The organism is Noviherbaspirillum sp. UKPF54, assembly GCF_007874125.1.
GTDB lineage: Bacteria > Pseudomonadota > Gammaproteobacteria > Burkholderiales > Burkholderiaceae_D > Noviherbaspirillum.
Genome location: NZ_CP040128.1, coordinates 728,628 through 754,085 on the forward strand (window position 1 = coordinate 728,628; position 25,458 = coordinate 754,085).

General features: G+C 60.9%; 26 protein-coding genes, 2 tRNA genes and 1 pseudogene. 18 read left to right on the forward strand and 11 right to left on the reverse strand.

Annotated elements, in window-relative coordinates:
- The first annotated feature begins 219 nt into the window (after window positions 1–219).
- Window positions 220–387: a hypothetical protein gene (locus tag FAY22_RS21915; RefSeq protein ID WP_168204755.1), complete on the forward strand. Its 168-nt coding sequence runs from the start codon at window positions 220–222 to the stop codon at window positions 385–387.
- On the opposite strand, the gene FAY22_RS03435 is transcribed toward FAY22_RS21915, so the two are convergent.
- Window positions 384–773: a cyclic nucleotide-binding/CBS domain-containing protein gene (locus FAY22_RS03435; RefSeq protein ID WP_146328929.1), complete on the reverse strand. Its 390-nt coding sequence runs from the start codon at window positions 771–773 to the stop codon at window positions 384–386. The two genes, FAY22_RS21915 and FAY22_RS03435, sit on opposite strands and share 4 nt — an antisense overlap.
- 228 nt (window positions 774–1,001) lie before the next feature.
- On the opposite strand from FAY22_RS03435, the gene FAY22_RS03440 reads away from it, so the two are divergent.
- The 11 genes from FAY22_RS03440 to FAY22_RS03490 all read left to right on the forward strand — a co-directional run bounded on the left by FAY22_RS03440 (window position 1,002) and on the right by FAY22_RS03490 (window position 11,269).
- On the forward strand, window positions 1,002–1,238 hold the full coding sequence (locus FAY22_RS03440) for a HypC/HybG/HupF family hydrogenase formation chaperone (RefSeq protein WP_146328930.1): 237 nt from the start codon (window positions 1,002–1,004) through the stop codon (window positions 1,236–1,238).
- Complete coding sequence (locus FAY22_RS03445) at window positions 1,231–1,578, forward strand: hydrogenase maturation nickel metallochaperone HypA (protein ID WP_146328931.1); 348 nt, start codon at window positions 1,231–1,233, stop codon at window positions 1,576–1,578. The genes FAY22_RS03440 and FAY22_RS03445 overlap by 8 nt, the downstream gene beginning before the upstream one ends.
- Before the next feature lie 77 nt (window positions 1,579–1,655).
- Window positions 1,656–2,321: a hydrogenase nickel incorporation protein HypB gene (hypB, locus tag FAY22_RS03450; RefSeq protein ID WP_246860644.1), complete on the forward strand. Its 666-nt coding sequence runs from the start codon at window positions 1,656–1,658 to the stop codon at window positions 2,319–2,321.
- Window positions 2,318–3,430 carry a hydrogenase formation protein HypD gene (gene hypD, locus FAY22_RS03455; protein WP_146328933.1) on the forward strand — a complete coding sequence of 371 codons (1,113 nt, stop codon included), beginning with the start codon at window positions 2,318–2,320 and terminating at the stop codon, window positions 3,428–3,430. The genes hypB and hypD overlap by 4 nt, the downstream gene beginning before the upstream one ends.
- Window positions 3,431–3,433: 3 nt before the next feature.
- Entirely contained in the window at window positions 3,434–5,734 is a 2,301-nt protein-coding gene (gene hypF / locus FAY22_RS03460; RefSeq protein WP_246860645.1) for a carbamoyltransferase HypF, read from the forward strand.
- On the forward strand, window positions 5,728–6,741 hold the full coding sequence (gene hypE / locus FAY22_RS03465; RefSeq protein WP_146328934.1) for a hydrogenase expression/formation protein HypE: 1,014 nt from the start codon (window positions 5,728–5,730) through the stop codon (window positions 6,739–6,741). Before hypF ends, hypE begins: the two co-directional genes overlap by 7 nt.
- A 9-nt stretch (window positions 6,742–6,750) precedes the next feature.
- Window positions 6,751–7,890 carry a 4Fe-4S dicluster domain-containing protein gene (locus FAY22_RS03470; RefSeq protein ID WP_146328935.1) on the forward strand — a complete coding sequence of 380 codons (1,140 nt, stop codon included), beginning with the start codon at window positions 6,751–6,753 and terminating at the stop codon, window positions 7,888–7,890.
- Window positions 7,887–8,717, forward strand: coding sequence for an FAD/NAD(P)-binding protein (locus FAY22_RS03475; protein ID WP_146328936.1), 831 nt, complete (start codon window positions 7,887–7,889; stop codon window positions 8,715–8,717). Before FAY22_RS03470 ends, FAY22_RS03475 begins: the two co-directional genes overlap by 4 nt.
- Window positions 8,717–9,502: a sulfhydrogenase subunit delta gene (locus FAY22_RS03480; protein WP_146328937.1), complete on the forward strand. Its 786-nt coding sequence runs from the start codon at window positions 8,717–8,719 to the stop codon at window positions 9,500–9,502. Before FAY22_RS03475 ends, FAY22_RS03480 begins: the two co-directional genes overlap by 1 nt.
- Entirely contained in the window at window positions 9,495–10,793 is a 1,299-nt protein-coding gene (locus tag FAY22_RS03485; protein ID WP_146328938.1) for a Ni/Fe hydrogenase subunit alpha, read from the forward strand. The genes FAY22_RS03480 and FAY22_RS03485 overlap by 8 nt, the downstream gene beginning before the upstream one ends.
- Complete coding sequence (locus FAY22_RS03490) at window positions 10,790–11,269, forward strand: hydrogenase maturation protease (protein WP_168204756.1); 480 nt, start codon at window positions 10,790–10,792, stop codon at window positions 11,267–11,269. Before FAY22_RS03485 ends, FAY22_RS03490 begins: the two co-directional genes overlap by 4 nt.
- A 12-nt stretch (window positions 11,270–11,281) precedes the next feature.
- Here the strand turns inward: FAY22_RS03490 and FAY22_RS03495 are convergent, their stop codons facing one another.
- On the reverse strand, window positions 11,282–11,743 hold the full coding sequence (locus FAY22_RS03495) for a CBS domain-containing protein (protein ID WP_146328940.1): 462 nt from the start codon (window positions 11,741–11,743) through the stop codon (window positions 11,282–11,284).
- A 153-nt stretch (window positions 11,744–11,896) separates the two neighbouring features.
- On the opposite strand from FAY22_RS03495, the gene FAY22_RS03500 reads away from it, so the two are divergent.
- Entirely contained in the window at window positions 11,897–12,133 is a 237-nt protein-coding gene (locus FAY22_RS03500) for a hypothetical protein (RefSeq protein WP_146328941.1), read from the forward strand.
- Window positions 12,134–12,248: 115 nt separating this feature from the next.
- On the opposite strand, the gene FAY22_RS03505 is transcribed toward FAY22_RS03500, so the two are convergent.
- Window positions 12,249–12,506, reverse strand: coding sequence for a WGR domain-containing protein (locus FAY22_RS03505; RefSeq protein WP_146328942.1), 258 nt, complete (start codon window positions 12,504–12,506; stop codon window positions 12,249–12,251).
- 202 nt (window positions 12,507–12,708) lie between these two features.
- On the opposite strand from FAY22_RS03505, the gene FAY22_RS03510 reads away from it, so the two are divergent.
- Both FAY22_RS03510 and FAY22_RS03515 read left to right on the forward strand, forming a co-directional pair.
- Window positions 12,709–13,829, forward strand: a protein-coding gene (locus FAY22_RS03510) for an IS3 family transposase (RefSeq protein ID WP_146333116.1) whose coding sequence is annotated in 2 segments (ribosomal slippage) — window positions 12,709–12,952 and window positions 12,952–13,829 — 1,122 coding nt in all. Because the reading frame shifts where the segments join, the coding sequence is not laid out codon by codon here.
- A 15-nt stretch (window positions 13,830–13,844) separates the two neighbouring features.
- Window positions 13,845–14,192, forward strand: a pseudogene (locus tag FAY22_RS03515) (transposase); the annotation flags it as partial.
- Window positions 14,193–14,582: 390 nt separating this feature from the next.
- Here the strand turns inward: FAY22_RS03515 and FAY22_RS03520 are convergent.
- The 5 genes from FAY22_RS03520 to FAY22_RS03540 form a co-directional block, all read right to left on the reverse strand.
- Window positions 14,583–15,596 (reverse strand): hypothetical protein, encoded by a 1,014-nt coding sequence (locus FAY22_RS03520; protein ID WP_146328943.1) that lies wholly within the window; start codon window positions 15,594–15,596, stop codon window positions 14,583–14,585.
- A 59-nt stretch (window positions 15,597–15,655) separates the two neighbouring features.
- Complete coding sequence (locus tag FAY22_RS03525; protein WP_146328944.1) at window positions 15,656–17,092, reverse strand: tyrosine-type recombinase/integrase; 1,437 nt, start codon at window positions 17,090–17,092, stop codon at window positions 15,656–15,658.
- A gap of 126 nt (window positions 17,093–17,218) precedes the next feature.
- Window positions 17,219–17,294 (reverse strand) — tRNA-His (locus FAY22_RS03530).
- An 82-nt stretch (window positions 17,295–17,376) separates the two neighbouring features.
- Window positions 17,377–18,222 carry a glutamate racemase gene (murI, locus tag FAY22_RS03535; protein WP_146328945.1) on the reverse strand — a complete coding sequence of 282 codons (846 nt, stop codon included), beginning with the start codon at window positions 18,220–18,222 and terminating at the stop codon, window positions 17,377–17,379.
- Between the two features lie 9 nt (window positions 18,223–18,231).
- Window positions 18,232–18,642, reverse strand: coding sequence for a MarR family transcriptional regulator (locus tag FAY22_RS03540; protein WP_371417346.1), 411 nt, complete (start codon window positions 18,640–18,642; stop codon window positions 18,232–18,234).
- Window positions 18,643–18,923: 281 nt separating this feature from the next.
- Between FAY22_RS03540 and FAY22_RS03545 the strand changes: the two genes are divergently transcribed.
- Window positions 18,924–19,493 (forward strand): YIP1 family protein, encoded by a 570-nt coding sequence (locus tag FAY22_RS03545; RefSeq protein ID WP_146328947.1) that lies wholly within the window; start codon window positions 18,924–18,926, stop codon window positions 19,491–19,493.
- A 115-nt stretch (window positions 19,494–19,608) separates the two neighbouring features.
- Here the strand turns inward: FAY22_RS03545 and FAY22_RS03550 are convergent, their stop codons facing one another.
- Window positions 19,609–21,141 (reverse strand): fumarate hydratase, encoded by a 1,533-nt coding sequence (locus tag FAY22_RS03550; RefSeq protein ID WP_146328948.1) that lies wholly within the window; start codon window positions 21,139–21,141, stop codon window positions 19,609–19,611.
- 16 nt (window positions 21,142–21,157) lie between these two features.
- Window positions 21,158–21,787, reverse strand: coding sequence for a YqhA family protein (locus tag FAY22_RS03555; protein WP_146328949.1), 630 nt, complete (start codon window positions 21,785–21,787; stop codon window positions 21,158–21,160).
- A 311-nt stretch (window positions 21,788–22,098) separates the two neighbouring features.
- Between FAY22_RS03555 and acs the strand changes: the two genes are divergently transcribed.
- Both acs and FAY22_RS03565 read left to right on the forward strand, forming a co-directional pair.
- Window positions 22,099–24,081, forward strand: a complete 1,983-nt coding sequence (gene acs, locus FAY22_RS03560; RefSeq protein ID WP_146328950.1) for an acetate--CoA ligase — start codon at window positions 22,099–22,101, stop codon at window positions 24,079–24,081.
- Between the two features lie 160 nt (window positions 24,082–24,241).
- Window positions 24,242–24,331 (forward strand) — tRNA-Ser (locus FAY22_RS03565).
- Window positions 24,332–24,963: 632 nt separating this feature from the next.
- Here FAY22_RS03565 and FAY22_RS03570 read toward each other — a convergent pair.
- Window positions 24,964–25,347, reverse strand: a complete 384-nt coding sequence (locus FAY22_RS03570) for a hypothetical protein (RefSeq protein WP_146328951.1) — start codon at window positions 25,345–25,347, stop codon at window positions 24,964–24,966.
- Between the last annotated feature and the right edge of the window lie 111 nt (window positions 25,348–25,458).

Sequence of the window (25,458 nt, forward strand, 5' to 3'; positions counted from 1 at the left end):
TCCTTGAATTGGATTGAACCCGCTGCCGCAAGACAGCGGGTTTTTTTTCGCCTGGCGCCGGCGCGATGAGGCATGCATGGCGGATGCAGCTGGCCATTCATTGTGTCGTATCAAACGCCATCCAGTCAGAACCCGTACGTTAACAGTCGGCCGGCGGTGTTGGCCATGACCGTGCCATTCCCTCGAACCGCTCCTCAGGCGGCAAACTGGAATCCCGCGATGGAACAGCCGAAACAAGCGAAGGAAAAAGTCAGAGAGTATCTGGAACGGCGGCAGAATGAGCGCCGGCAGAATACGCGCGCGCCCCTGCACGACCCGGAGCAAATCCGGCAGGAAATCGGCTGGGATATGGTGGAGCGGCGGCAGCACGACCGCCGAGGCCGCTAGCGCCGATTCTGTTCGGCGAACAGGCGGACAAAGTCTAGCGACGAGACGATCCCGCACATTGCCTCGTTTTCCATCACCACCACATGGTGAACCTTGTGTTCCAGCATCAATGCGGCAACCTCGATCACCGGCGTATCCGGCGTGACCTCGACCGGGCGATAGGTGCAGATTTCCCACGCCTTCACGATTTTTGGATCTTTCCCCATCGCATGGAATTTCACCAGGTCGGTCGCGGTGACGATGCCGAGAATGGCACCGTCGCCATCGTAGACGGGCGCGGAAGAGATGTGCCTGGTTTTCATGAGGAGTTCCACTATCTCCACGGTATCGTCCATGCTGACCGGGGTGACAGTCGCGTGCATGATCGAGGAAATCGGATCGCTCATGGTGGTGGCCTGCGCGGTAGGGTGAGTTGAAAAAACATACGCGTCCTTGATACGACTGTTTTGATCTCGTTCAAACCCGCCATAGAGGCCGGCGTGAACCTGTTTGCATGCGAGGAAAATTGCTGCCAACCATGATCGCGTCATCGCGCCCTTTATTGATCAGCCTGTCTTGACGCGGGCGGAAGCGGCGGATGTAATAGCCGGCAGAGTGCATGCAAGGAGGCTGCGATGTGCCTGGCGATTCCAATGCAAGTCGTGACGGTCGACGGAACGATGGCGCGCTGCTCGGCCAACGGCGTCGAACGCGAGGTCAGCCTCTTCCTGTTGCCGTCGGACTCCATAGCGTGCGGCGATTTCGTCATTGTCCACGTCGGTTACGCGATCCAAAAAATTGCTCCTGAAGATGCCGAAGCCACCTGGGGCCTGGTCGACGTCCTAATGACGCAGGGAGCGCGCGATGCATGAACTCGCCATCGGCCGCGCATTGCTGGACCAGGTTGTCGTCGTGGCGGCACAGCGCCGCGCCCGTGCGGTCACCGGCATTACCCTGCAAATCGGCCCGCTATCCGGAATCGAGCCGGCGCTGTTGCGCGCCGCTTATGAACAGTTGCGCATCGATACGGTGGCCGAACATGCGCGCCTCGTCATTACCTCCATGCCGGTGCGCATCCGCTGCGACGCGTGCGGCACCGAGAGTAACGCCGCCGCCAACCGGCTTGTCTGCGCGCGGTGCGGCAGCGCGCACACGATACTCCTTGGCGGCGATGAAATGCTGATCGAGTCGGTCGACCTGATTTTCGGATAACGATCTTCCCTGACAGCCAACCTTTCACAGGAGCGGCAATGTGTAGCGAATGCGGATGCGCAACAACACACGACAGCATGGCGGTCCCGGTAAAGGTGATGCACGGTCTGCTGGCCGAGAACGACCGGATCGCGCGCCACAACCGGGAGCATTTCGACCGGCACGGCGTCGTCGCGATCAACCTGATGTCGTCGCCGGGCGCCGGCAAGACCGCGCTGCTGGAGGCCAGCATCGAGGCTTTGCGCGGGGAACTCGACGTCGCGGTGATCGTGGGCGACCTGGAAACGGACAACGACGCGCGGCGCATTCGCGCCAGGGGCGTCCCCGCCCTGCAGATCACCACGGGCGCGGCCTGCCATCTCGATGCGGCGATGATCCACGACGCGCTGCATCACACGCCATTGGAGGGCCTGGACATCCTCTTCATCGAAAACGTCGGCAATCTTGTATGCCCGGCGAGTTTCGATCTCGGGCAGCATCGCAACGCCGTCCTGCTGTCGGTGACGGAAGGCGACGACAAGCCCGCCAAGTATCCGGTGATGTTCCGCGCCGCCGACGCCATGCTGGTGACGAAGACCGACTTGCTGCCATGCATGGAAGATTTCTCCGAACAGCGCGCCAGCGCGGCCTTGCGCCAGCTCGGCAATGCCGCGCCGGTGCTGCCCCTGTCGGCGCGCAGGGGCGGTGGCATGGACGCCTGGCTGGACTGGCTGCGCGCCGCCAAGCGGGAGCGACGGGCATGAGCGGCGCGGCGCAGGAGTGGCTGGAGAAGATCGCCGCGCTCGGCTTGCCGCGCAGGGTCAAGGTCATGAACGTGTGCGGCGGACACGAACGCACCGTGTCCATGTCGGGGCTGCGCAGCGTGCTGCCGCCACAGGTGGAAGTGATTCCCGGGCCCGGCTGTCCGGTCTGCGTCTGCCCCGAGGAGGATATCCATTACGCCATCCGGCTGTCGCTGGAACACAAGGTGACGCTGCTCGCGTTCGGCGACATGCTGCGTGTGCCAACCAATGTGCCCAAGGGCGAAGTGCGCACTCTGGAGGCGGCGCGCGCCGCCGGCGCCGATGTGCGCCCGATCGCCAGTCCGCTCGATGCGTTGCGCCTGGCGCGCGCCGAACCACAGCGCAATGTGGTGCTGTTCGCGGCAGGATTCGAGACGACGACGGCACCGGTGGCGGCGATGCTGTCCGATAGCCCGCCGGACAATCTTTCCGTGCTGCTGGCCGCGCGCCGGACCTGGCCGGCGGTTGCGATGCTGCTGGAGTCGGGACAGCCGTCGTTCGACGCGCTGCTGGCGCCCGGCCATGTGGCCACCGTCATGGGGACGCAGGAATGGGATTTCGTCGTGGACCGGCACAGGATTCCTGTGGCAGTTGCCGGCTTCGGCGTGGATAGCCTGCTGGCAGCGACCTGGTCGGTCCTGCATCAACTTGTCGAAGGTTGCCGCAGGCTGGACAACTGCTATCCGCAGGCGGTTCGCCCAGGCGGAAATCAGGTGGCGCAACGCCATCTGGAGCAGGTGATGGACGTGGTGGATGCGAACTGGCGCGGCATCGGGGTGATTGCGCGCTCGGGCTACCGGCTGCGCGGCGCATTCGCGGCGCATGACGCCCGGCTGCGTTTTCCGCTCGACGCGGCTGCGCAGCGCAAGCGCGCCGGCCAGATGCCGCCGGGCTGCGATTGCGCTAGCGTCGTTCTGGGACGGATATATCCGGATCAATGCCGCCTGTACGGGCGAGCCTGCACGCCGCGTTCGCCGGTCGGGCCGTGCATGGTGTCGGATGAAGGCGCATGCCGCATCTGGTGGGCGAGCCGTCCGCGCGCGGCCACAGGTAAAGGCAGTGAAGGATAGGCGATGACCGACGCGCGCCAAACGCTCGCTATGCTCGATGCGCCCGGTGCGCCCGACGCTGCAGGCACGGACACGGCGGCGTGCCGCTGGTTGGTGGAGGGGCGGGTGCAGGGGGTAGGGTTCCGGCCGTTCGTCTACCGCCTCGCGCGGGCACTTGGCGTGCGCGGCTTCGTGCAGAACCGGTCGGGGCAGGTCGTGGTCGTCGGGGAAGGCCCGCGTCAGATGCTGGCCCGGTTCGCCCGCGCCTTGCTGGAGCAGGCGCCGCCGCTGGCGCGGCCCCGCATCGTTTCCTGCGCCGAGATCGGCATGGCGCGACACGATGAGTTCGCCATTCTCGCTAGCGAGGACGGCGACGGGGCCGGCGCGCACCTGCCGCCGGACTGCTTCTGCTGCGACGATTGCCTGCGCGAGCTGAACGATCCGGACGAACGGCGCTATCGCTATCCGTTCAATAACTGCACGCAGTGCGGGCCGCGCTACACGCTGATTGCGCGGCTGCCTTACGACCGCGCCAACACGTCGATGGCCGGCTTTGCCATGTGCGCGCAATGCCGCGCCGAATACGAGGACCCGGGCAACCGCCGCTTTCATGCGGAGCCGGTAGCCTGTCCGGCGTGCGGCCCGCGCCTGGTTTGCCGCATGCCCGGCGCGGCCGACGTGCCGGATACGGCTGATGCGCTGGCTGCCTGCGTTCGGCAGCTTGCCGCCGGCGGGATTGTCGCCGTCAAGGGCGTGGGCGGCTACCACCTGCTGGCTGACGCGACCGACGATGCTGTGCTTGCGCGGCTGCGCGAGCGCAAGCGCCGGCCGCACAAGCCGGTGGCGGTGATGTTCCCGCCGCAGGGCGGCTGGCTGGAGCGGGCTGTGACGCTGGATGCCGCCGCGCGCGCCGCGCTGTTCGACCCGGTGCGCCCGATCGTCCTGGCGCCGATGCGAGCGCAGTCGGGGCTGAGCGCCGGCATTGCGCCCGGGTTGAAGGAGCTCGGCGCGATGCTGCCTTACAGCCCGCTGCATTACTTGCTGCTGCAGCACTTCGGCAAGCCACTGGTGGTCACCTCGGCCAATCTCAGCGGCGAGCCGGTGCTGACCGAGGCGGCCGAGGTGGAGGCGCGGCTGGGCGAAGTCGCCGATGGCTTCCTCCACCACGACCGGCCCATCCTGCGTCCGGCCGACGATTCCGTGCTGCGCGTGATCGCGGGCAAGGCGCGCCCGCTGCGCCTGGGCCGGGGCGCGGCGCCGGTCGAGTGGCGGCTGCCGTTTGCGCTGCGGCGGCCCCTGCTGGCCACGGGCAGCCAGATGAAAAACACCATCGCGCTGGCCTGGCAGGATCGCGCGGTGATTTCGCCGCACATCGGAGACCTTGGCAGCCCGCGCGCGCAGGCCGTGTTCGAACAGGCCATCGCCGACTTGCTGGCGCTGTACGGCGTGACGGCGCAGGCCATCGCCTGCGATGCGCATCCCGGTTACGCCGGCAGCCGCTGGGCCATGGCGATTGGCCTGCCGGTACTGAAAGTGCAGCACCATCGGGCGCATGCATCGGCGCTGGCGGCGGAACATTCCGACGTCGAGACCTGGCTGGCATTTGCGTGGGACGGAGTGGGGCTGGGCGACGACGGCACCCTGTGGGGCGGGGAAGGATTGCTCGGCCGGCCGGGACGGTGGACGCGCGCGGCGACCTTGCGGCCGTTTTGCCTGCCGGGCGGCGAGAAGGCGGCACGCGCGCCGTGGCGCAGCGCCGCCGGCGCATGCTGGGAAATCGGCCATCCCTGGCGCATCGAACAGCATGCCGCTGTCCACCATGCCTGGCGCCGGCAGCTTAACTGCCCGCGCACCTCGGCCGCCGGCCGCCTGTTCGACGCCGCCGCGGCCCTGGTCGGCCTGCTGGACGAAGCCAGCCACGAGGGGCAGGGACCGATGTGGCTGGAAGCGGCGGCGTGCAACGAAACGGCGGCGCCGGTCCCGCTGCCGCTGGCAAAGAATGCCGTCGGGCTCTGGCAACTCGACTGGGCGCCGCTGGTCGGCGCGCTGACCGACGCAACCCAGTGCGCCGCGTGGCGCGCCGCATGCTTTCACAGCAGCCTGGCGCACGGTCTGCTGGCGCAGGCAAGGGCGGTGCGGCGGGAAACGGGCGTGCGGCACGTAGGCCTGTGCGGCGGCGTGTTCCAGAACCGCTTGCTGAGCGAACAGGCGGTGTCGCTGCTGGAGGATGACGGGTTCGAGGTGCGCATGCCGGAGCGCCTGCCGTGCAACGACGGCGCTCTCTCATTCGGTCAACTGGTGGAAGCGGGGAGCGGGCAATGTTAGACGAAAGATACGTGACGCTGGCGCATGGCAACGGCGGTCGGCTGATGCGGGAACTGATCGAGGAGGTGATCGCGCCGCGGCTTGCCAATCCCTTGCTCGATGCGCAGGTGGATGCGGTTGCCGTTGCCGTGCCGGCCGGGTACGGCGCGCTCATGCTCACCACCGATGCATTTACCGTGCAGCCGCTCGAATTCCCCGGCGGCGATATCGGCACGCTCGCCGTGCACGGCACCGTCAACGACCTGGCGGTAGCCGGCGCCACGCCGCGCTACATGACGCTTTCCCTGATCATCGAGGAAGGCACGGAAATCGCGCTGCTCGATCGCATCGCCGCCAGCATCGGCCGCGCCGCGCGCGAAGCCGGCATCGCGGTGGTCGCGGGCGACACCAAGGTGGTGCGGCGCGGCGAGGGCGGCGGCCTCTATATCGCCGCGACCGGTGTCGGAATGCGCGCCCATGAACGGCGCCTCGGCATGCGGGAAGTGCGCGCGGGCGACCGCATCCTGGTCAGCGGGCCGGTCGGAGATCATGGCATCGCGGTGCTGCTGGCACGCGAGGAGTTCGGGCTGGCGGGCGAGTTGTGCTCCGACTGCGCGAACGTATTCGATCTGACCAGCGCGCTCCTGCGCTTGCCGGGGCTGCGCTTCATGCGCGACCCCACGCGCGGAGGGCTCGCGACCGTCATGCACGAGCTGTCCCGGGGAACGGGGCTCGGCGTGCGCCTGCGCGAGACCGCGATCCCGGTGCGCGCAGCGGTGCGCTCGGTATGCGACATGCTCGGCTACGACCCCTTGTATCTCGCCTGCGAGGGGAGGGTAGCCGCGGTGGTCGACGAGAACGACGCCGAGGCGGCACTTGAAGCCTGGCGGGCGCTGCCGGCCGGACGCGATGCGCAAATCGTCGGCGCGATGACTGCCGGTCGGCCACACGTGGTCCTGCAAACCGAGATCGGCGGCGAACGTTTGCTGGACGAACTGGAAGACGATCCGTTGCCGCGTATTTGCTAGGAAATCGCCATGCACAAAGACTCGCCGCAAACGACGCATGCGACTCCGCTGTTTTTGCCGCGCGCGCGCCTGCAGGATCTGATCGATGCGCTGCATGGAGCCGGCTATCGCTGCGTCGGGCCGACACCCAAGGATGGCGCGATCGTGTTCGACACCCTGCATTCCGCGGCGCAGCTGCCGGCCGGCCTGCAGGACGAGCAGGAGCCGGGCCGCTACCGCCTTCATGCGGGCGGAGGCGTGCGACAGTTCGCGTGGGCCAACGGGCCGCAGGCATTGAAGCCGCTGCTGTTCGCGCCGCGCGAGGTGTTGTGGCGGGCAACACGCCGCCCCGACGGCAGCCTCGCGTTCGACGAGGCGCTGCCGCGGGAAAAGCCGCTGGCGGTGTTCGGCGTGCGCTCCTGCGACCTTGCCGCTCTCGCCATCCTCGACCGGCATTTTCTGCAGCAGGCGCACGGCGCCTATGTCGATCCATATTACGCGCAGCGCCGAGAGGGCCTGTTCCTGGTCGCCGTAAACTGCAGCCATCCGGCTGCAACCTGCTTTTGCGCGTCGACCGGCGACGGCCCGCGCGCCGGCGGCGGGTTCGACCTGGCGCTCGACGAGCTCGATGACGGCTTCGTGCTGGAATGCGGGAGCGAGCGCGCAAGAACGATCGTCGGCGCGATACGGCTGGCGCCGGCGGCGCGCGGGCAGACCGACGCGGCGCAGCAGCAGTCGCGGCAGGCACAGCAGCGCATGACGCGCAGCCTGCCCGGCCGCAATTTGCGCGATGCGCTGTTCGCGAACCTGGAACACGCAAGGTGGAACGATGTCGCCGACCGTTGCCTTTCCTGCGGCAATTGCACTTCGGTCTGCCCGACCTGTTTCTGCCACGGCGAGCGCGATTGGCAGCAGATCGACGGCGCGCAGTCGGAGCATGTGCGCGAATGGGATTCGTGCTTCACCAAGGGCCACAGTTATATCCACGGACTCACCGTGCGCCCCGATACCCGCACCCGCTACCGTCAGTGGCTGACGCATAAGCTCGGCAGCTGGCACGACCAGTTCGGGCGCAGCGGCTGCGTCGGCTGCGGCCGCTGCATCGCCTGGTGCCCGGTCGGCATCGACATTACCGAGGAAGCGGCGGCCATCTGCGGAGGCAAGCCATGAATCCCTACCTGCCGCTGGAGGCGCAAATCGTCGAGCGGGTGCAGGAGTCGAAGACCGTATTCACGCTGCGCCTGCGGCTGACCGACGAGGCTGCGCGCAACGACTACCGTTTTGAACCCGGCCAGTTCAACATGCTCTACCTGTACGGCGCGGGCGAAGTGCCGATCTCGATCGTGTCCGATCCGGGAGAGCCTGCCGTACTCGGGCACGCCATCCGCGTGGTGGGACGCGTCACGCGCGCCATGGCCGGATTGCGGCCCGGCGAGCGCATCGGCTTGCGCGGCCCCTATGGGCGCGGCTGGCCGCTGCAGCAGGCTCATGGCTACGATGTGCTGATCGTCACCGGTGGCCTGGGCTGCGCGCCGGTGGTTTCGGTCATCAACTACGTGCTGGCGCGTCGTGCCGCGTTCGGCCGGCTGACCATCATCCAGGGCGTCAAGCATGCCGAGGATTTGCTGTGGCGCGATCGCTACGCGTATTGGGCCACGCTGCCCGACACCCAGGTGCTGCTGGCGGCCGACCACGGCGGCCCTCTCTGGCCCTGGCATGTCGGTCTCGTCACCGAGGTGTTCGACGACGCTCGCATCGTGCCCGAGCGCACTGTGGCGATGATGTGCGGCCCGGAAGGCATGATGCGCGCCGCCGTGAACAATCTGCTCGGGCGCGGCATCGCGCCGGAGCGCATCCATGTCAACATGGAGCGCAACATGCAGTGCGCGGTCGGCCATTGCGGCCATTGCCAGTACGGCGGCGCGTTCGTCTGCCGGCAGGGGCCGGTGTTCTCCTATCCCGAGGTCAGGCCGTTGTTCGACACGAGGGGATTCTGATGCAAGCGAAAGCGCGCGTTGCCGTACACAAGTTCGCGTCCTGCGACGGCTGCCAGCTGGCCTTTCTCAACCTCGGCGAAACCCTGGTGCGGCTGGCCGATCTGGTGGAGATCGTGCATTTCGCCGAGGCCGGCCCGCTCGCATTCGACGAGCATGTCGATGTCGCCTTCGTCGAGGGCAGCATCTCCACTTCCCATGACGAGCAGCGTATCCGCCAGGTGCGCGCCAACTGCACGCATCTGGTGACGATCGGCGCCTGCGCCACCGCCGGCGGCGTGCAGGCATTGCGCGGCATGGCCGATACCAAGGCTTGGGTGGAAGGCATCTACGCCAGCCCCGAATACATCGACTCGCTGGCGACTTCCACGCCGATTTCCGATCACGTGAGGGTGGACCTGGAGTTGTGGGGCTGCCCGGTCAACGCTCGCCAGGTGCTGGGGGCGCTGCGCGCGCTGCTGTCCGGTTTCATGCCGCCCGAGGAGGAGGACAAGGTCTGTCTCGAATGCAAGCGCCGGCAGGCCGTGTGCGTGATGGTCGCGCACGGCATCCCCTGCATGGGGCCGGTCACGCGCACCGGTTGCGGCGCGCTGTGCCCGTCGTTCGGGCGCGACTGCTACGGCTGCTACGGGCCGGCGGAAAACCTCAACACGGCATCGCTGTCGCGCCGCCTGGAAGGCATTGGCCTGGTGCGCGAAGAAATCGCGCGGCGCTACCTGTTCATCAACAACGGCGCTCCGCAATTCCGCCAGGCCGGCCTGGCGGCAAAGGAGAAGACGGATGAGTGACAGGCGCGAGGTGAGCATCCGGGTGCCGGTACTGGCGCGGGTGGAGGGCGAGGGCGCGCTGGAGATCGACATACGGGACGGCAGCATCGCCGACCTCAGGCTGCGCATCTTCGAGCCGCCGCGTTTCTTCGAAAAATTCCTGGAGGGGCGCGCCTATCACGAAGTGCCGGACATGGTGGCGCGCATCTGCGGCATCTGCCCGGTCGCCTACCAGATGAGCGCGGTGCATGCGCTGGAAAGCATCTTCGGCGTCGATCCCGGGCCGTGGGTGCGGGCGATGCGGCGCGTGATGTATTGCGGCGAATGGATAGAAAGCCATTGCCTGCACATTCATCTATTGGCGGCGCCCGATTTCCTCGGTTACGGCAGCGTTATCGAGATGGCGCGCGACTACCCGGACGAAGTGCGGCGCGGCCTGGCGCTGCAGGCGCTGGGCAACGATCTGATCCGCATGCTTGGTGCGCGCTCGGTGCATCCGGTGGGCGTGCGCGTGGGCGGATTTCACAAGGCGCCGGACATGGAGACGGTCACGGCGCTGCGCGAGCGCATCCGCGCGGCACTGCCGCAAGCCGAAGCGCTGCTGGCATGGACCGCCGGCTTGCCGATGCAGGGCGGCGACCAGCAGTTCGCCTGCGTCGCGCTGCGCCATGCGTCGGAATATCCAATGAACGAAGGGCGCATCGTGTCCGACCGCGGGCTGGATATCGGCGCCGGCGAATACGACAGGTTTTTCTTGGAGCGGCATATCCCGCATTCCACAGCACTGCACAGCCTGCTGCAGGGGCAGCCTTATCTGGTCGGGCCGCTGGCGCGCGTCAACCTGAACCACGACAGGCTGTCGCCACCCGTGGCGGATGCATTGCGCGCCGCACCGGTGCGTTTCCCCAGCCACAACCCGTATCACGGCATCGTCGCGCGCGCGGCGGAAGTCTATGACGCGCTGTGGGAGGCGCTGCGCCTGCTTGATGGTTATGCGCTGCCGGAAAGCCCGTATGCCGAGGTCGTGCCGCGCGCCGGCGTCGGCTTCGGCTGCACCGAAGCGCCGCGCGGGCTGCTGTGGCATCGCTACGAAACGAATGACGACGGCAGCATCCGGACCTCCCGCATCGTGCCGCCCACCAGCCAGAACCAGGCACGCATCGAGCAGGACTTGCGGCTGTCGCTGCAAGCCTTCGGGCTGGAGCACAGCGACGATGCATTGCGGCGCCTGGGAGAGCAGGTGATCCGCAACTACGACCCGTGCATTTCATGCGCGACGCATTTTCTGAAACTGGACGTGCGCCGCGCATGAGCCCGATACGGCTGATCGGCATCGGCTCGCCGTTTGGCGACGACCGCGTCGGCTGGCATGCCGTCGAGGCGATCGAGCGTAGCGGCATGCTGGCCAGCTTCCCCGCCGGCATGGCAACGGCGTGCCGCTGCAGCCACCCGGTGACCGACTTGCTGCCGATGATGTCGGGCGCACGGGCGGTTTTTCTGATCGACGGCATGAAAAGTGGCGCGCCTCCCGGCGCGGTGCGCAGGATCGAGGACGGCGAGCTGCCCGACGGGCTTGGGAATGTATCGAGCCACGGCCTGGGCGTGGCGGAAAGCCTGGCGCTGGCGCGCACGCTCGGCATGCTGCCCCGGACGCTGACGATTTACGGCATCGAAATCGGGGCGCCGGCCGCGGATCAAGAGATCAGCCAAGCGGTGCTGGCGGCAATTCCAGCCCTGCTGCGCGAAATCGAAACCGATTTGCGCAGGCTCGTCGAGGAAAACGATTGATGCAAGCGACGCCTATCCGCGCTCTCGCGTTTCGCGCCGCTGCGCGCTGGTAATGGCCTGAACGAAGCCTTGCATTTCTTCCGCGAGGACTTCCAGTAAGTCGTCGAGCGTCGCGATGCCGATCAGCACACCGTTTTCCGTTGTCACCGGCACGCGCCGCACGCCGCCCTGGCGCATCAGATGCAGCACGTCGTTCAGCGACGCATCGGCGCGGGCCGTGATGACCTGGCCGCTCATGATGTCGCCGACGCGCAGGCTTTGCGGATCGAAGTCGCGCGCCACCGCGACAATGGCGATGTCGCGGTCCGTCACCATGCCCGTGACGATGCGGCCGAGATCGGCTTCCCGGATCACGACCAGGCTGCCGACGTGCTTGTCGCGCATCAGTTCGGCAGCTTCCTTCACGCTCATGTCTTCGGTCGCAAAGACCACTTCGCGGTTGCAGATCTCGCCAATGTCCATTTTTTCGTACATGCCTTCCTCCGTTGGCCAGAATGCACCAAGTGTGGGCCGGACGGCCTGAGCGAGATTGAGATAACTCAATGCCAACGTGTTCGATCTCGCCTGCCGCCTGCCGGGCGCCGAAAATGAGGGAAGAGGTTTCTTGCAGGATTTCAGGAAAACGCCATGAGTAAAGAACGCTTTTCCAATTTCGAGTTTGACTTGTCGGCCGTCCGCCATGCCGGCGACGGCAGGTGGATTCCGTATCTTGAGATCCGGGATTGCTCCGAGGACCAGGATGTGGGCGCGGTGATTTTCCCGAAGCAGCGGATCGCGGAAGACGAGGCGTTCGAGTCGGAGCAGGCCGCCCTCGATGAAGCCAGGCGCTTCGCGATGGCGCATGTCTCATCCGGCGAGTTCTGAGGCGAAGGAATATTTTTCGCAGGCGCTAAAGATCGCGCCGGCGGTGCCGTTGACAGGGTGTAGTTCCCTAGGTTGTTTTGAGCCCTCCGGCGCAAGCCGTCGAGGGCTCTTTTGTTTATGCCGGCTGATAGCCGCGCTTTTCACGTACCCTGGCGATTGCCTGGACCATCGCCATGCCGGCTTCGAAAGAGTCGACATGCGTGATTCTCTTTCCCCGGAGATTGTTCTCCTTGCGCGCCCAGGAGCGTGTCACCGTCCATTGATCGAACAAGTCCCGGTCCAGCGCGATGCTGTAGGTGCGCGTTGCCGACACGAAGTCCAAGCGGACAGGATGGGGAATGAAGCGGGTGACGGAGTCCGTTGGGTCGATCATTTGCGCATTCGTTTCCTGGAAAAACTTTTCTGCCAGCCGATCCACGCGAAGGGCGTGAAGGGCCGATGCCCCGTGCTGCATGTGCAAAAACAAAAAGCCCGGCCATGGAGCCGGGCTTTTCGCTTGAATCTTTGTGATGTGCCCCCAATAAAGAGTGCCAATCGGGATCTAGTAAAGTTCGTTTTCGAAAGGGAGAATGAACGTGAAGAAGCGGTTTACCGACGAGCAGATTATTGGATTTCTGAAGCAGGCAGATGCCGGCGTATCGGTCAAAGAGCTGTGTCGACAGCATGGCTTTAGCGATGCATCGTTTTACACCTGGCGCGCCAAATTCGGCGGCATGACGGTGCCGGATGCGAAGCGGCTGCGGGACCTGGAAGCAGAGAATGCCCAGCTCAAGAAACTGTTGGCCGAATCAATGCTGGATGCAGAAGCTCTGAAAGTGGCGTTAGGCCGAAAGCACTGAACCCACAGGCCAAGCGTGAGATGGTCGCAGCGATGCGGGAGAAGACTACGATTTCCGAGCGCCGCGCCTGTCTGCTTGTGGGGCTGTCACGCACTGTCTTGCACTACCAGGGCAAGGCACAACCCGAGAACGAGCAATTGCAGGCTCGCATGGTTGAACTGGCCGGCGAACGCCGCCGCTTTGGCTATCGTCGCCTGCATGCGCTGTTACGACGTGAAGGCATCGAGGCAAATCACAAACGGATCTTTCGTCTTTATCAGGGCGCTGGCCTGGCGGTAAAGCGCCGGCGCAAGCGGCATGGTGTAGCAGTCGAACGGGAGCAACTGGTACTGCCAAGCCGGCCCAATGAAGTATGGTCTATGGATTTCGTCAGCGATGCGCTGGCCAATGGCCGCAGGATCAAGGTGTTGACCATCGTGGACGACTTCACCAAGGAGTCGGTCGACTTGGTGGCTGAGCATGGCATTTCCGGTCACTACGTCGTTCGCGTGCTGGAGCGAGCAGCGCAGTTCCGTGGTTTGCCATCAGCAATCCGAACGGATCAGGGTCCGGAGTTCACCGGCAAGGCATTGGATCAGTGGGCGTATCAGAATGGCGTGCAACTCAAGCTGATTGAGCCGGGCAAGCCAACGCAGAACGCCTACATCGAGAGTTTCAATGGTCGCTTCAGAGATGAATGCCTGAACGACCACTGGTTCACCAGCCTGGCGGAAGCGCGCATTCGAATCGCGGCATGGCGGCGCGATTACAATGAGCATCGGCCGCATAGCGCATTGAACTACCAGACACCAGCCGAATTTGCTGCAAGCTGCCGGACAAACCGGCTGCCAAAGGCCGGCGAGCAGGAAAGAATTTGATGTTTTTAATTGGACTTTGCTAGAAGGCCCCTGGCACTACGAATGGGGGCACATCAGGAGTTCACCGGCAAGGCATTGGATCAGTGGGCGTATCAGAATGGCGTGCAACTCAAGCTGATTGAGCCGGGCAAGCCAACGCAGAACGCCTACATCGAGAGTTTCAATGGTCGCTTCAGAGATGAATGCCTGAACGACCACTGGTTCACCAGCCTGGCGGAAGCGCGCATTCGAATCGCGGCATGGCGGCGCGATTACAATGAGCATCGGCCGCATAGCGCATTGAACTACCAGACACCAGCCGAATTTGCTGCAAGCTGCCGGACAAACCGGCTGCCAAAGGCCGGCGAGCAGGAAAGAATTTGATGTTTTTAATTGGACTTTGCTAGAAGGCCCCTGGCACTACGAATGGGGGCACATCAATGTGACTGCGATCAGCATTGATATTATTTTGCTGTCGCAATCGCAGATTGTGCTCACATGCTCGTGTTAGATGAGATTTGCTCTTGAGTTTTCTGGTTCGTAGAATTGCATACATGGCCTTTGTTCTTGTTGTTGTGGGCTCCTTCCAATTTACGATACCGGAAATTTTGACGGAGTCAATGAGACCTTTTAGGTCATCATCACCTACTATGGCAACCTACCGCTACGCTCCTTAGGTTACCGCAGGCCAAAAAGGGATTTCCCTTTTTGGATTTTCCCAACAACGAAAACAAATTTGAGGCCGAGCCTTAAAAACTCGTCCTCAAAGTTTCGTCACGCATACCCGTCAATTTTCTTCATAATGTCGAAAGCACTATCAACCATAGTGAATTCTAGATCACTATATTGATCGTTCGGTGTTTGCATTATTTTTTGTCCAATGGGCTTGCATCGCATAGATATATATTTTGCCAATACATTGTCATTGTCTTTAAAGGCAGAGTCAGCTAGGTGTGCCATTGAGAACAAGGATGCAACTGAAGTTTTGCATCCTAATATTTCCCGTTCTGACATCCTTTCAAGAGTTTCTTTGACTATGCTAGTAGCTCCTTGCTGATCTACCATTGCAACGCCACCTTGATTGATAGCCGAGACAATTGCTTCTGCAATTTCTGCATATTTTTGTTCCAAACTGGCTTCTGAATTCGATCCAGTTGCTTTTGTTTCATCAAGAGACAGCGCTTTTTTGATAATGGTTTCGCTATCATCGCGTGTCATTTGTGACAATATTGAAATCAACTCTTTGGCAGAAGCTATATTCTTTTGGCGATTATGAATATGCCGTACTTGGGCGCCGACAGGTACTGGCACATTGGGAGTAAAGGCGGGAATTACATCCTTATCGCTTATAAGAATATCTTTCAATGTGCTCAATAAATTAATAATCCTGTCTTCTTTTTGAGCATATCGTCCAAGCTTGAACATCCGCATGATTTTGTCATCAACCATGCACCTAAACTTTGCTACTAACTCTTGATTAGGTAAGAGTTCAAGGGATAGGGCAAGCAGTTGTTGCTGTGGCCCGTCGGGACCATCAACCTCTGGAATTGAGTTCTCCAAAGCGTTTCGATATTCTTCTGGAAGAAAACCACTGCTCTCTGCGAACTGCTGTGAGGCGTCATTTCCCCTGCTAGCCCCGTCAAGCTCTTGCAAGATGAACTGATAAGCAATCTCTCGGCTTGTCAGCTTCCTTGCAATAATCTCCGCAAATCGGCCGGTAGCATGCTCAATGCCGTCTGCATCAATAAGTTTTTCTAATTGTGACTTTTTGCGAAATATATTAAACATCAACATTCCCCCTTGAAATTATTTTCTAACTGATGCCAGAAAGATTTGGATCATTCTTTTTATTTCTGGCTTCCTGCTTTTATCGTCTTCCGTCGTTCGTTGATCGCTTTCTTATTCACTAGGCCATCCAACACCCGATCATTCTTAAATTGAAACTGGAATTTGATGAAGCTAATTTCCCAATTAATTTTGTCTAAGCAAGAGCGAATATATTCCAACTCATACTTTTTGCCGTAAACAGTTTGGGTAATATCGCCACTCATGCTATGACCTAGAATTCGCTTTCGCAAAGGTAGGTCATATTCCATATCTACCATCCTAGCGCCGATGGTTTTTCGCAGGCTATGGAAGTTTTTCTGAGACTGATCGACCACGATCAATTTTTTCTTGTATTGGGTCCAGTTGTAGCCGATATTTTTTGCATAGCCATTAGAGGCAGTTTTTGTCAGGTAAGGAAAGAGCAGAGCAGTTTCCCCATATTTCCTTTTTACTAGCGAATGGTATTCAAGGAAATTTGTCATCAAAACACCTGTGCACAATGGCATTTTTCGGATTGAGGCCGGTGTTTTAACCTCTTTATCATCGCCATTGTCATTAATATCAAAGACCCAAGTTCCGTTGACTTGATAGACATCGCTCACTTGAAGTTGAGCAATTTCGTCAACTCGCATCCCCGTTGTGAGGCTGATAATAGGGGCAAAAAACAAATCAGGCTTATCAAAACGTTTCACATAGGCTTCAAATTCTTTAACAAATAGAAGCTGTATTTCTTCATTTGAATAGGGAAGCCATGAATCAGTATGCTTTTCCCGTTCTGATTTTTTGACCAAGTGCATGTTGGCAAATGGATTTTCAAAGGGATATTTGCCAGCATCAATAGAATAATCAAAAAAGCCCTTCAAGGTCTTGGTGTAGTTGTCCACCGTAAGCGGGCTGTCCTGAGATTGAATAACTACTTCTCGGTAATCGCTTGCCTGAGGTTTACGGATTTCATCAATGAAGATGATGCCTTTGGCTTGGTGATATTCGATAAACTTTTCAATACGGGGAAAATAGGCAGCACGAGTAGCCTCGGCAAAGGTCTTTTCTTTGGCGACCTTATACGAGTGAAAAAGGTCAGTAAGCCGATACCTTGCCCCATCGGTGGAAACATCCCGTAAAGCAATGGCAGGCTGTTTGAAGACGCCGATTTTTTCAATGGTGTCTTCATAGGCGGACCGTTCTTCTGCAAGGCTCAAATCAAAATCAATCTTGACCCCATCGGGCAGGGTAACTGTCAATTCTCGGAACCCATCCCCGCCCAATTTCTTTGTCATATCGGCAACCCAACTCTCAAAGTCAATGCTTATTTGCAACGACCGTAAGTATGCCAGTTTTCGGTCCTTTGTCCGAAGGCTTTGGACGAACTTGGTCCGGGTAACATGAGGATGAAGAATTTTGGGGACGAACAGGCGAATATAGAAAGTGCCGTGCCTGTTCTGGTAGGTGTTTTGCATCCGTCAAGCTCCATGTAGGAGCTTGCGAACAATTTGGAAGTGCTACACCAAGTGCTTCACTTAGTGCTACACCGATCAGTGCCCGACTGATCTTAAGTCCTTGTAGTTACAAGGAAAAAGAATACTTGGGGTGGCCGATGGGACTCGAACCCACGACGACAGGAATCACAATCCTGGACTCTACCAACTGAGCTACGGCCACCATTGAGAGACATCGCCCGGCTAAATGCCAAGCGAGCCCGTAATTATACAAACTTCGCTGCAAACTGGCAAATCCCGCAAAATCAGGTCGAAGCATCCACCTTGACCACCGGCGGATGCAGGTCGAGCAGCTTGGAAAATGCGCTGGACAGCGCAGTTTCGCTGCCGGTGGTAAATCCCTGCACCGTCCCATTGCCTTCCGGTCGCAGCAACCTGCGGTTCGCCAGCAGCCGTGCCAGTTGCCGCGCCACCGGTTCGCCGGTATCGACGATCGTGACGGGCCGGGATGTTGCGCGGCCGACGATTTCCTCGATCAGCGGCCGCACGAACGGATAGTGGGTGCAGCCCAGTACCAGCGTATCCGCGCCTTGTTCGAGCAGCGGCGCGACATAGCGCTGCAGCAGTGTGGCCGTCGCGGCGGAATGCAGTTCGCCTTTTTCGACCTGGTCCGCCAGGCCTTTGCAGGCTTGGAGCAGGAAGCGGACATTGGTGGCGGCCGAAATTTGTTCGCGCAGCAGGTTGAACTTGGCGCTCGCCAGCGTGCGCTCGGTCGCCAGCACGCCGACCGTGCCGCTCTTCGAGAGCGCGGCGGCCGGTTTCAGGCCCGGCTCGACGCCGACCACCGGCAGGGCGGGGTAGCGCTCGCGCAGCGCCTTGATGGCGGCGGCGGTAGCGGTATTGCAGGCAACCACCAGCGCCTTCATCCGGTACTGCATCAGGAATTCGGCGATCGCCAGCGAACGCGCGACGATTTCGCTCTCGCTCCTGCCGCCGTAGGGCGCATAGCCGGAGTCGGCAAAGTAAAGCAGCTGCTCGCACGGCAGGCAGGCGCGGATGTACTTGAGCACCGACAGTCCGCCGATGCCGGAATCGAAAACGCCGACCGGCGCATCGGCGCCTTGATAGGAATCTGACTGGATTGCGACCATGCCGCGCTGTTATCCCACGAAAAAATCGGAATGCGAGGCCCGGCCTCCGTACGGCGCCGCCAGCACATGCTGCAGCTCCTGCACCTGGTCGCGGTGCAGCAGCGCCAGTTCGCGCAGCAGCGCTGCGCCCTTGGGCAGCAGATACACCTCGACGCAGCGTTTGTCGTCCCGGCCTGGACGGCGCGCCACCAGGCCGGCCTTTTCGCAGCGCGAGGTCAGCGAAACGACGCCGTGATGGTGCGCCTGCAGGCGTTCGGCCAGTTCGGCGATGGTTGCCCATTCCCGGCCTGGATATCCCTTGATCTGCAATAGCAGCAGGTATTGCAGCGGCGTGATCCCGGCCGCTTGCGTGACTTCCTCGCTAAATCGCAGAAAGCGCCGCAGGCGGTAACGGAAATCCGCCAGGGCTTCGTAATCCATTTTTGAAAGCGAATCGGTGGGGGCGGCGCTGGGCATCAGGTGTAGGGGGGACTCTGAATGGACTCAGAACGCGATGATATACGATCGCGCGGCCTTGCAAGGCAATTTGTGGCGTTCTTTGGCGGAGATAATCGCTCCGGCTTGAGATGATGGGCACGCAGCACGATATGGACTTTTTTCAATTTGTATCATAGAGTGATATAAATTGCCGCCGGAGCCGACGTCCGGGCGGCCGTGTGACGGCTGTGTAGTGACCAATCGGTGGACAAGGAGAAGATCAAATGAGCCTGCTCAAATACGCGAAAATGCCATTCTCGTTCCAGGAAGGTTGGGACGAGGTCGGCGCCGTGCATCCCTCGGTAATGAAGACGTTCTTCCTGCTGGTGCTGCCGCTATCGCTGCTGCCGCCGGCCATGCTGATGTATGCGGGCGCCCATCACGCGCAGGCGTACATGATCGACGCGGACCTGTCTCACTGGCTGGAACTGGCGCAGGTATTTTTCGCGGCGGAGTTGATCACGGTGCCGCTGATGGGCATGGTGATCAAGCAGGTTGCCTCCACGCGCCACATTTGCACCGACTTCGGGGCTACATACCAGCTGGCCGCGATTACCGCCGTGCCGATGTGGCTGTCCAGCCTGGGGCTGGCGATTCCGCGGATGTGGCCGATGATCGCAGTGATTGTGCTTGGCCTGGGGATTGCCGCCAGCGTGCTGTACCGCGGCTGCTATTACGTGCTGAAGATGCGCGACCCGATGGACGCGCAATTGCTGAGCTGCGAAGTGTTTGCCTTTGGCGCGATGATGTGGGCCTTGCTGTGCGGGTTTGTGCTGTTGACCCTGATGAATTGACGGAGCGAGTTGCGGGAGAGTAGAGGAGACACCCCGGGCCGCGACCCGCATGCGGTGGGGTAAATAAAAAAGAAAGGGCACGCTGTTGCGTGCCCTTTTCTCATTTTTCAGCCGCTCAGGCGGGCGTCACGGAAATCAGCTTGCCCGCGGCGATGCGCTCCTGCCACTCCTTCGGCGCGGTGTTGTGCACCGAGATGCCGTTGGCGTCGACCGCCACCGTCACCGGCATGTCCTTGACCTCGAACTCGTAGATCGCTTCCATGCCCAGGTCGGCAAAGCCCACGACCTTCGCGCTCTTGATCGCCTTCGACACCAGGTAAGCGGAGCCGCCCACGGCCATCAGGTAGGCCGACTTGTGCTTCTTGATCGACTCGATCGCGACCGGGCCGCGCTCGGCCTTGCCGATCATCGAGATCAGGCCGGTCTTCTCCAGCATCATGTCGGTGAACTTGTCCATGCGGGTGGCCGTCGTCGGGCCTGCCGGACCCACCACTTCGTCTCGCACCGGATCGACCGGGCCGACGTAGTAGATCACGCGGTTGGTGAAGTCGACCGGCAGAGATTCGCCCTTGGCCAGCATGTCCTGGATGCGCTTGTGCGCGGCGTCGCGGCCGGTCAGCATCTTGCCGTTCAACAGCAACGTCTGGCCCGGCTTCCACGATGCGACTTCTTCCCTGGTCAGGGTATCGAGATTGATGCGCTTGGACTTCTCGGTGTCCGGCGCCCAGCTCACGTTCGGCCAGTCAGACAGTGACGGCGGTTCGATGTACGCAGGACCGGAACCGTCGAGCACGAAGTGGCCATGGCGGGTCGCCGCGCAGTTCGGGATCATCGCCACCGGCTTGGAAGCAGCGTGCGTCGGATACATGTTGATCTTTACGTCCAGCACCGTAGTCAGGCCGCCCAGGCCTTGCGCGCCGATACCGAGCGCGTTGACGCGATCGCACAGTTCAATGCGCAGTTCTTCCAGCTTGTTCTGCGGGCCGCGCTTCTTCAGTTCGTACATGTCGATATCTTCCATCAGCGACTGCTTGGCCATCAGCATGGCCTTCTCTGCGGTGCCGCCGATGCCGATGCCCAGCATGCCCGGCGGGCACCAGCCGGCGCCCATCGTCGGTACCGTCTTCAGCACCCAGTCGATCAGCGAGTCGGACGGGTTCAGCATCACGAACTTCGTCTTGTTTTCCGAGCCGCCGCCCTTGGCCGCGACCTGCACATCAACCTTATTGCCCGGCACCAGCTCCATGTGGATCACGGCAGGCGTGTTGTCCCTGGTGTTCTTGCGTTCGAACTGCGGATCGGCGACGACCGATGCGCGCAGCACGTTGTCCGGGTTGTTGTAGCCGCGGCGCACGCCTTCGTTGACTGCATCCTCGATCGAACCCTTGAAGCCCTCGAAGCGCACGTCCATGCCGATCTTCAGGAATACGTTGACGATACCAGTGTCTTGGCAGATCGGGCGCTTGCCTTCGGCGCACATGCGCGAGTTGGTCAGGATCTGTGCGATCGCATCCTTGGCCGCCGGGCTCTGTTCCACTTCATAAGCGCGCGCCAGATGCTGGATGTAGTCCACCGGGTGGTAGTAGCTGATGTACTGCAGCGCAGCGGCGATCGATTCGATCAGGTCTTCTTGCTTGATGATGGTCATGATGTTTGCTGAAGGGTTAGTGGGATTGCTGGGAGTGTTGATCGGGAACGGCCATCAGGCGGTCGCACATGGCGATTGCCATCGCCGAGAGCAGGAACACGAAATGGATGCCGGTCTGCGCGAGGATGGTTTTCACGTCATACGCGCTGGCATTGATGAAGGTCTTGAGCAGATGGATCGACGAGATGCCGATGATCGCGGTGGCGAGCTTGACCTTCAGCACCGACGCATTCACGTGCGACAGCCATTCCGGCTGGTCGGGATGCTGCTCCAGGTTCATGCGAGACACGAAGGTTTCGTAGCCGCCGACGATGACCATGATGAGCAGGTTGGAAATCATTACCACATCGATCAGGCCCAGCACCACCAGCATGATCGTGGTTTCGTTCAGCTTGGCCGGCTTGACTGCGCCTTCCACCGCGACGGCGTCGAGGATGTGCTGCAGCGCGCCCTGGTTGCCTATGGCCGCGCCAATCAGGTCCGACAGTTCGACCCAGAAGTGATAGACGTAGACGCACTGCGCCAGGATCAGGCCGAGATACAGCGGCAACTGCAGCCAGCGGCTCATGAAGATGAAGTTGGGCAGCGGCCGGATCGGTCTGGTGAGGCTGTTGTCGCGGGGAGTAATGTTATCGCTGTTACTCATGCTGAATTGAATTTCAGGGAGGAAATGAAACTCTCGCATTTTACACTTCCCTGCTAATTCGCTGCCTGGTTTCTCGCGATGTAACATCGACAACCGCACTGAGATATCTCAACAGCATCAGGCTGCGAGCGTCTATAACCGATCGTCTGGCAAAGACTTGCAATGCCGCATCGTACGCCTGATCTTGCCGCTGATTACGCATTCTTGCGCCCGAATTTTTCGCCGTGCCACGCTTGCATGAAAGGCATGTAAGGCGCCAGTAAGAGTACCTGTTTAACTTTGCATCATCTAATTCGAACCGGGAGATAACCATGTCTGACATCGAAACTCTAAAACAAGAAAATCGCGTATTCGAGCCGCCGGCGGAGTTCGTGAAGAATGCGAACATCTCCGGCATGGAAGGGTACAAGGCGATGTGCGCTGCAGCTGAGCGCGACTACGAGGGATTCTGGGCGCAGCTTGCGCGCGACAACATCCAGTGGCACAAGCCGTTCACCAAGACGCTGAACGAGTCGGAAGCGCCGTTCTACAAGTGGTTTGAAGACGGTCAGTTGAACGTCTCCTACAACTGCCTCGACCGCAATCTCGCCAACGGCAATGCCGGCAAGACGGCGATCATCTTCGAGGCGGACGGCGGCCAGGTCACCCGCGTGACCTACAAGGAATTGCACGACAAGGTGTGCCAGTTCGCCAACGGCTTGAAGTCGCTCGGCATCAAGAAGGGCGACCGCGTCGTGATCTATATGCCGATGTCGGTCGAAGGCATTGTCGCAATGCAGGCCTGCGCACGTATCGGTGCCACCCACTCGGTAGTGTTCGGCGGCTTCTCCGCCAAATCGCTGCAGGAACGCATCATCGACGCCGGCGCTGTCGCGGTGATCACCGCTGACGAGCAGGTACGCGGCGGCAAGCAGCTTCCGCTGAAAGCCATCGTCGACGAGGCGATCGGCATGGGCGGCTGCGAGCACCTCAAGAACGTCGTGATCTACCAGCGCACCGGCGCCAACATCAAGCTGGTCGAAGGCCGTGACCTGTGGATGCACGATGTCGTCGCCGGCAAGGCCGCCACCTGCGAGCCGGAATGGGTCGATGCCGAACATCCGCTGTTCATCCTCTACACCTCCGGCTCCACCGGCAAGCCCAAGGGCGTGCAGCACGCTTCCGGCGGCTACCTGCTGTGGGCTATGCTGACGATGAAGTGGACCTTCGACATCAAACCGACCGACGTGTTCTGGTGCACCGCCGACATCGGCTGGGTCACCGGCCACACCTACATCACCTACGGCCCGCTGGCCGTGGGCGCGACCCAGATCGTGTTCGAAGGCGTGCCGACCTATCCGAACGCCGGCCGTTTCTGGGACATGATCCAGAAGCACAAGACCACCATTTTCTACACTGCGCCGACCGCGATCCGTTCGCTGATCAAGGCTTCCGAAGCGGACGCCGACGTGCATCCGAAGAAGTACGACCTGTCGTCGCTGCGCCTCTTGGGCTCGGTGGGCGAGCCGATCAATCCGGAAGCCTGGATGTGGTACTACAAGAATGTCGGCAACGAAAAGTGCCCGATCGCCGACACCTTCTGGCAGACCGAAACCGGCGGCCACATGATCACCCCGCTGCCGGGCGCGACGCCGATGGTGCCGGGTTCGTGCACGCTGCCACTGCCGGGCATCATGGCAGCGGTGGTGGATGAAACCGGCCACGATTTGCCGTGGGGGCAGGGCGGCATCCTGGTCGTGAAACGTCCGTGGCCGTCGATGATCCGCACCATCTGGGGCGACCCGGAGCGTTTCAAGAAGAGCTACTTCCCGGAAGAGTTGGGCGGCAAGATCTACCTGGCGGGCGACGGCGCGGTGCGCAATGAGCAGACCGGTTACTTCACCATCACCGGCCGCATCGACGACGTGCTCAACGTCTCCGGCCACCGCATGGGCACGATGGAAATCGAATCCGCGCTGGTTGCCAACCCGCTCGTGGCCGAGGCCGCCGTGGTCGGCAAGCCGGACGAAACCACCGGCGAATCGATCTGCGCCTTCGTGGTCCTGAAGCGCGCCCGTCCGACCGGCGAGGAAGCTAAGCAGATCGCCAAGGAGTTGCGTGACTGGGTCGCGAAGGAAATCGGCCCGATCGCCAAGCCCAAGGAAATCCGCTTCGGCGACAATCTGCCGAAAACCCGCTCTGGCAAGATCATGCGCCGCCTGCTGCGCGTGCTGGCCAAGGGCGAGCAGATCACCCAAGACGTATCGACGCTTGAAAATCCCGCTATCCTGGAGCAGTTGAAGCAGGCGCAATAACCAAGCCTGCTCACCGGGGGAGACAAGAAGAGCCGGCGCGGCCACAAACTGCGCCGGCTTCTTTATTTAAGGAAATTTTTGGCATTGCCGATGAAAAGTTGCAATAAATCGGGGGAGTTTTGTTATAATTTGCGGCTTCGCTAAGGCGAACCCGAATCCAGGAGAGGTGGATGAGTGGTTTAAGTCGCACGCCTGGAAAGCGTGTATAGGTTAATAGCCTATCGGGGGTTCGAATCCCCCCTCTCCGCCAAGTAGCACCAAGGCCTCCCGAGTGGAGGCCTTTTTATTTGCGCTATAGATTGCAGTTGCGCTATTCGATTCGATTTGACTAGCAACCCAACTCGCGGAATTGTTGCCTCAAATAAAGAAGGCGAGCTTGGATAGTTGAGCGTGTTTCTGCTGTGGCCATTGCTTCCTCTCGTTCAAGAGACGGAATGTTGGTATCTAGTCTCTTGCATTCGTGCTGCGCCTCAGGCCTTAGTCTCGTGCGACGTCCGAATATATCAAATTGCTTTGCATTCATCCCAGTGATTGGGCGAATCGCCTCCGCAAAAGCTTCACGATTCTGCTCATGACGAACGTCTTTCCCAGTTAATTGGCGTCCAGAATAGGAGTTGGCACCGCGGGCTGGCTCTACGTCGATTCTCTCTGCTCCCTTGCACGGAGCATCCGAATATACCGTGGCACCATTAACTGTGCACTTAAAAACAGTCCGAGACGGAGCTGGGAGCTGCTGCGCAAAGACCATAGCTGAGCTGATAGTGAGAGTCAGGTTAATGGCAGCGGCAATTACGGAATTTTTATTCATTAGATAATGATTTTCTTGCATGTGCTGTATAGCAAGATTAAACAGCGTTCACGCAGCCCCCGCCTATCCCATATTCAAGGGAGGGCAAAGTCGTAACGTAACGGCTTCACAAGTTCTGGCTTGCGACGATAAACCCTGTCGGTCAGGCGGCTCTCGGCATGGGAGAGCAGGGCACGGGCGTGTTCCAGCGTTGCTGCATCGCGTGCGCATTTGGCCCAGAGGTCGTGCTCGGTGAAACGCTCTTGCACCTTGGTTTCACTTAGCACCAGGCTCATAAAGCCGCGCGAGATTGAGTCCCACCCACCAGCGCGGCCGCTTTCCTCGTCGTAATAGTATTCGCCTAAGCGATTGCAGAACAGAAGCGGTGAGAATCGCAATGGCCGCACCTTTTTTGCTAGCCGGACAGCCTCGCGTAGTTCATCCTGATGTGCCCCATTCGTAGTGCCAAGGGGCTTCAAGGAAAGTCCAGTTCAAAACCTGAAATTCTTTCCTGCTCGCCGCCCTCGAACAGGATGCATGTGGCGAAGGCATTCGTTTCCACCTACAGCTTGCGGTGCGACAGATTGGAA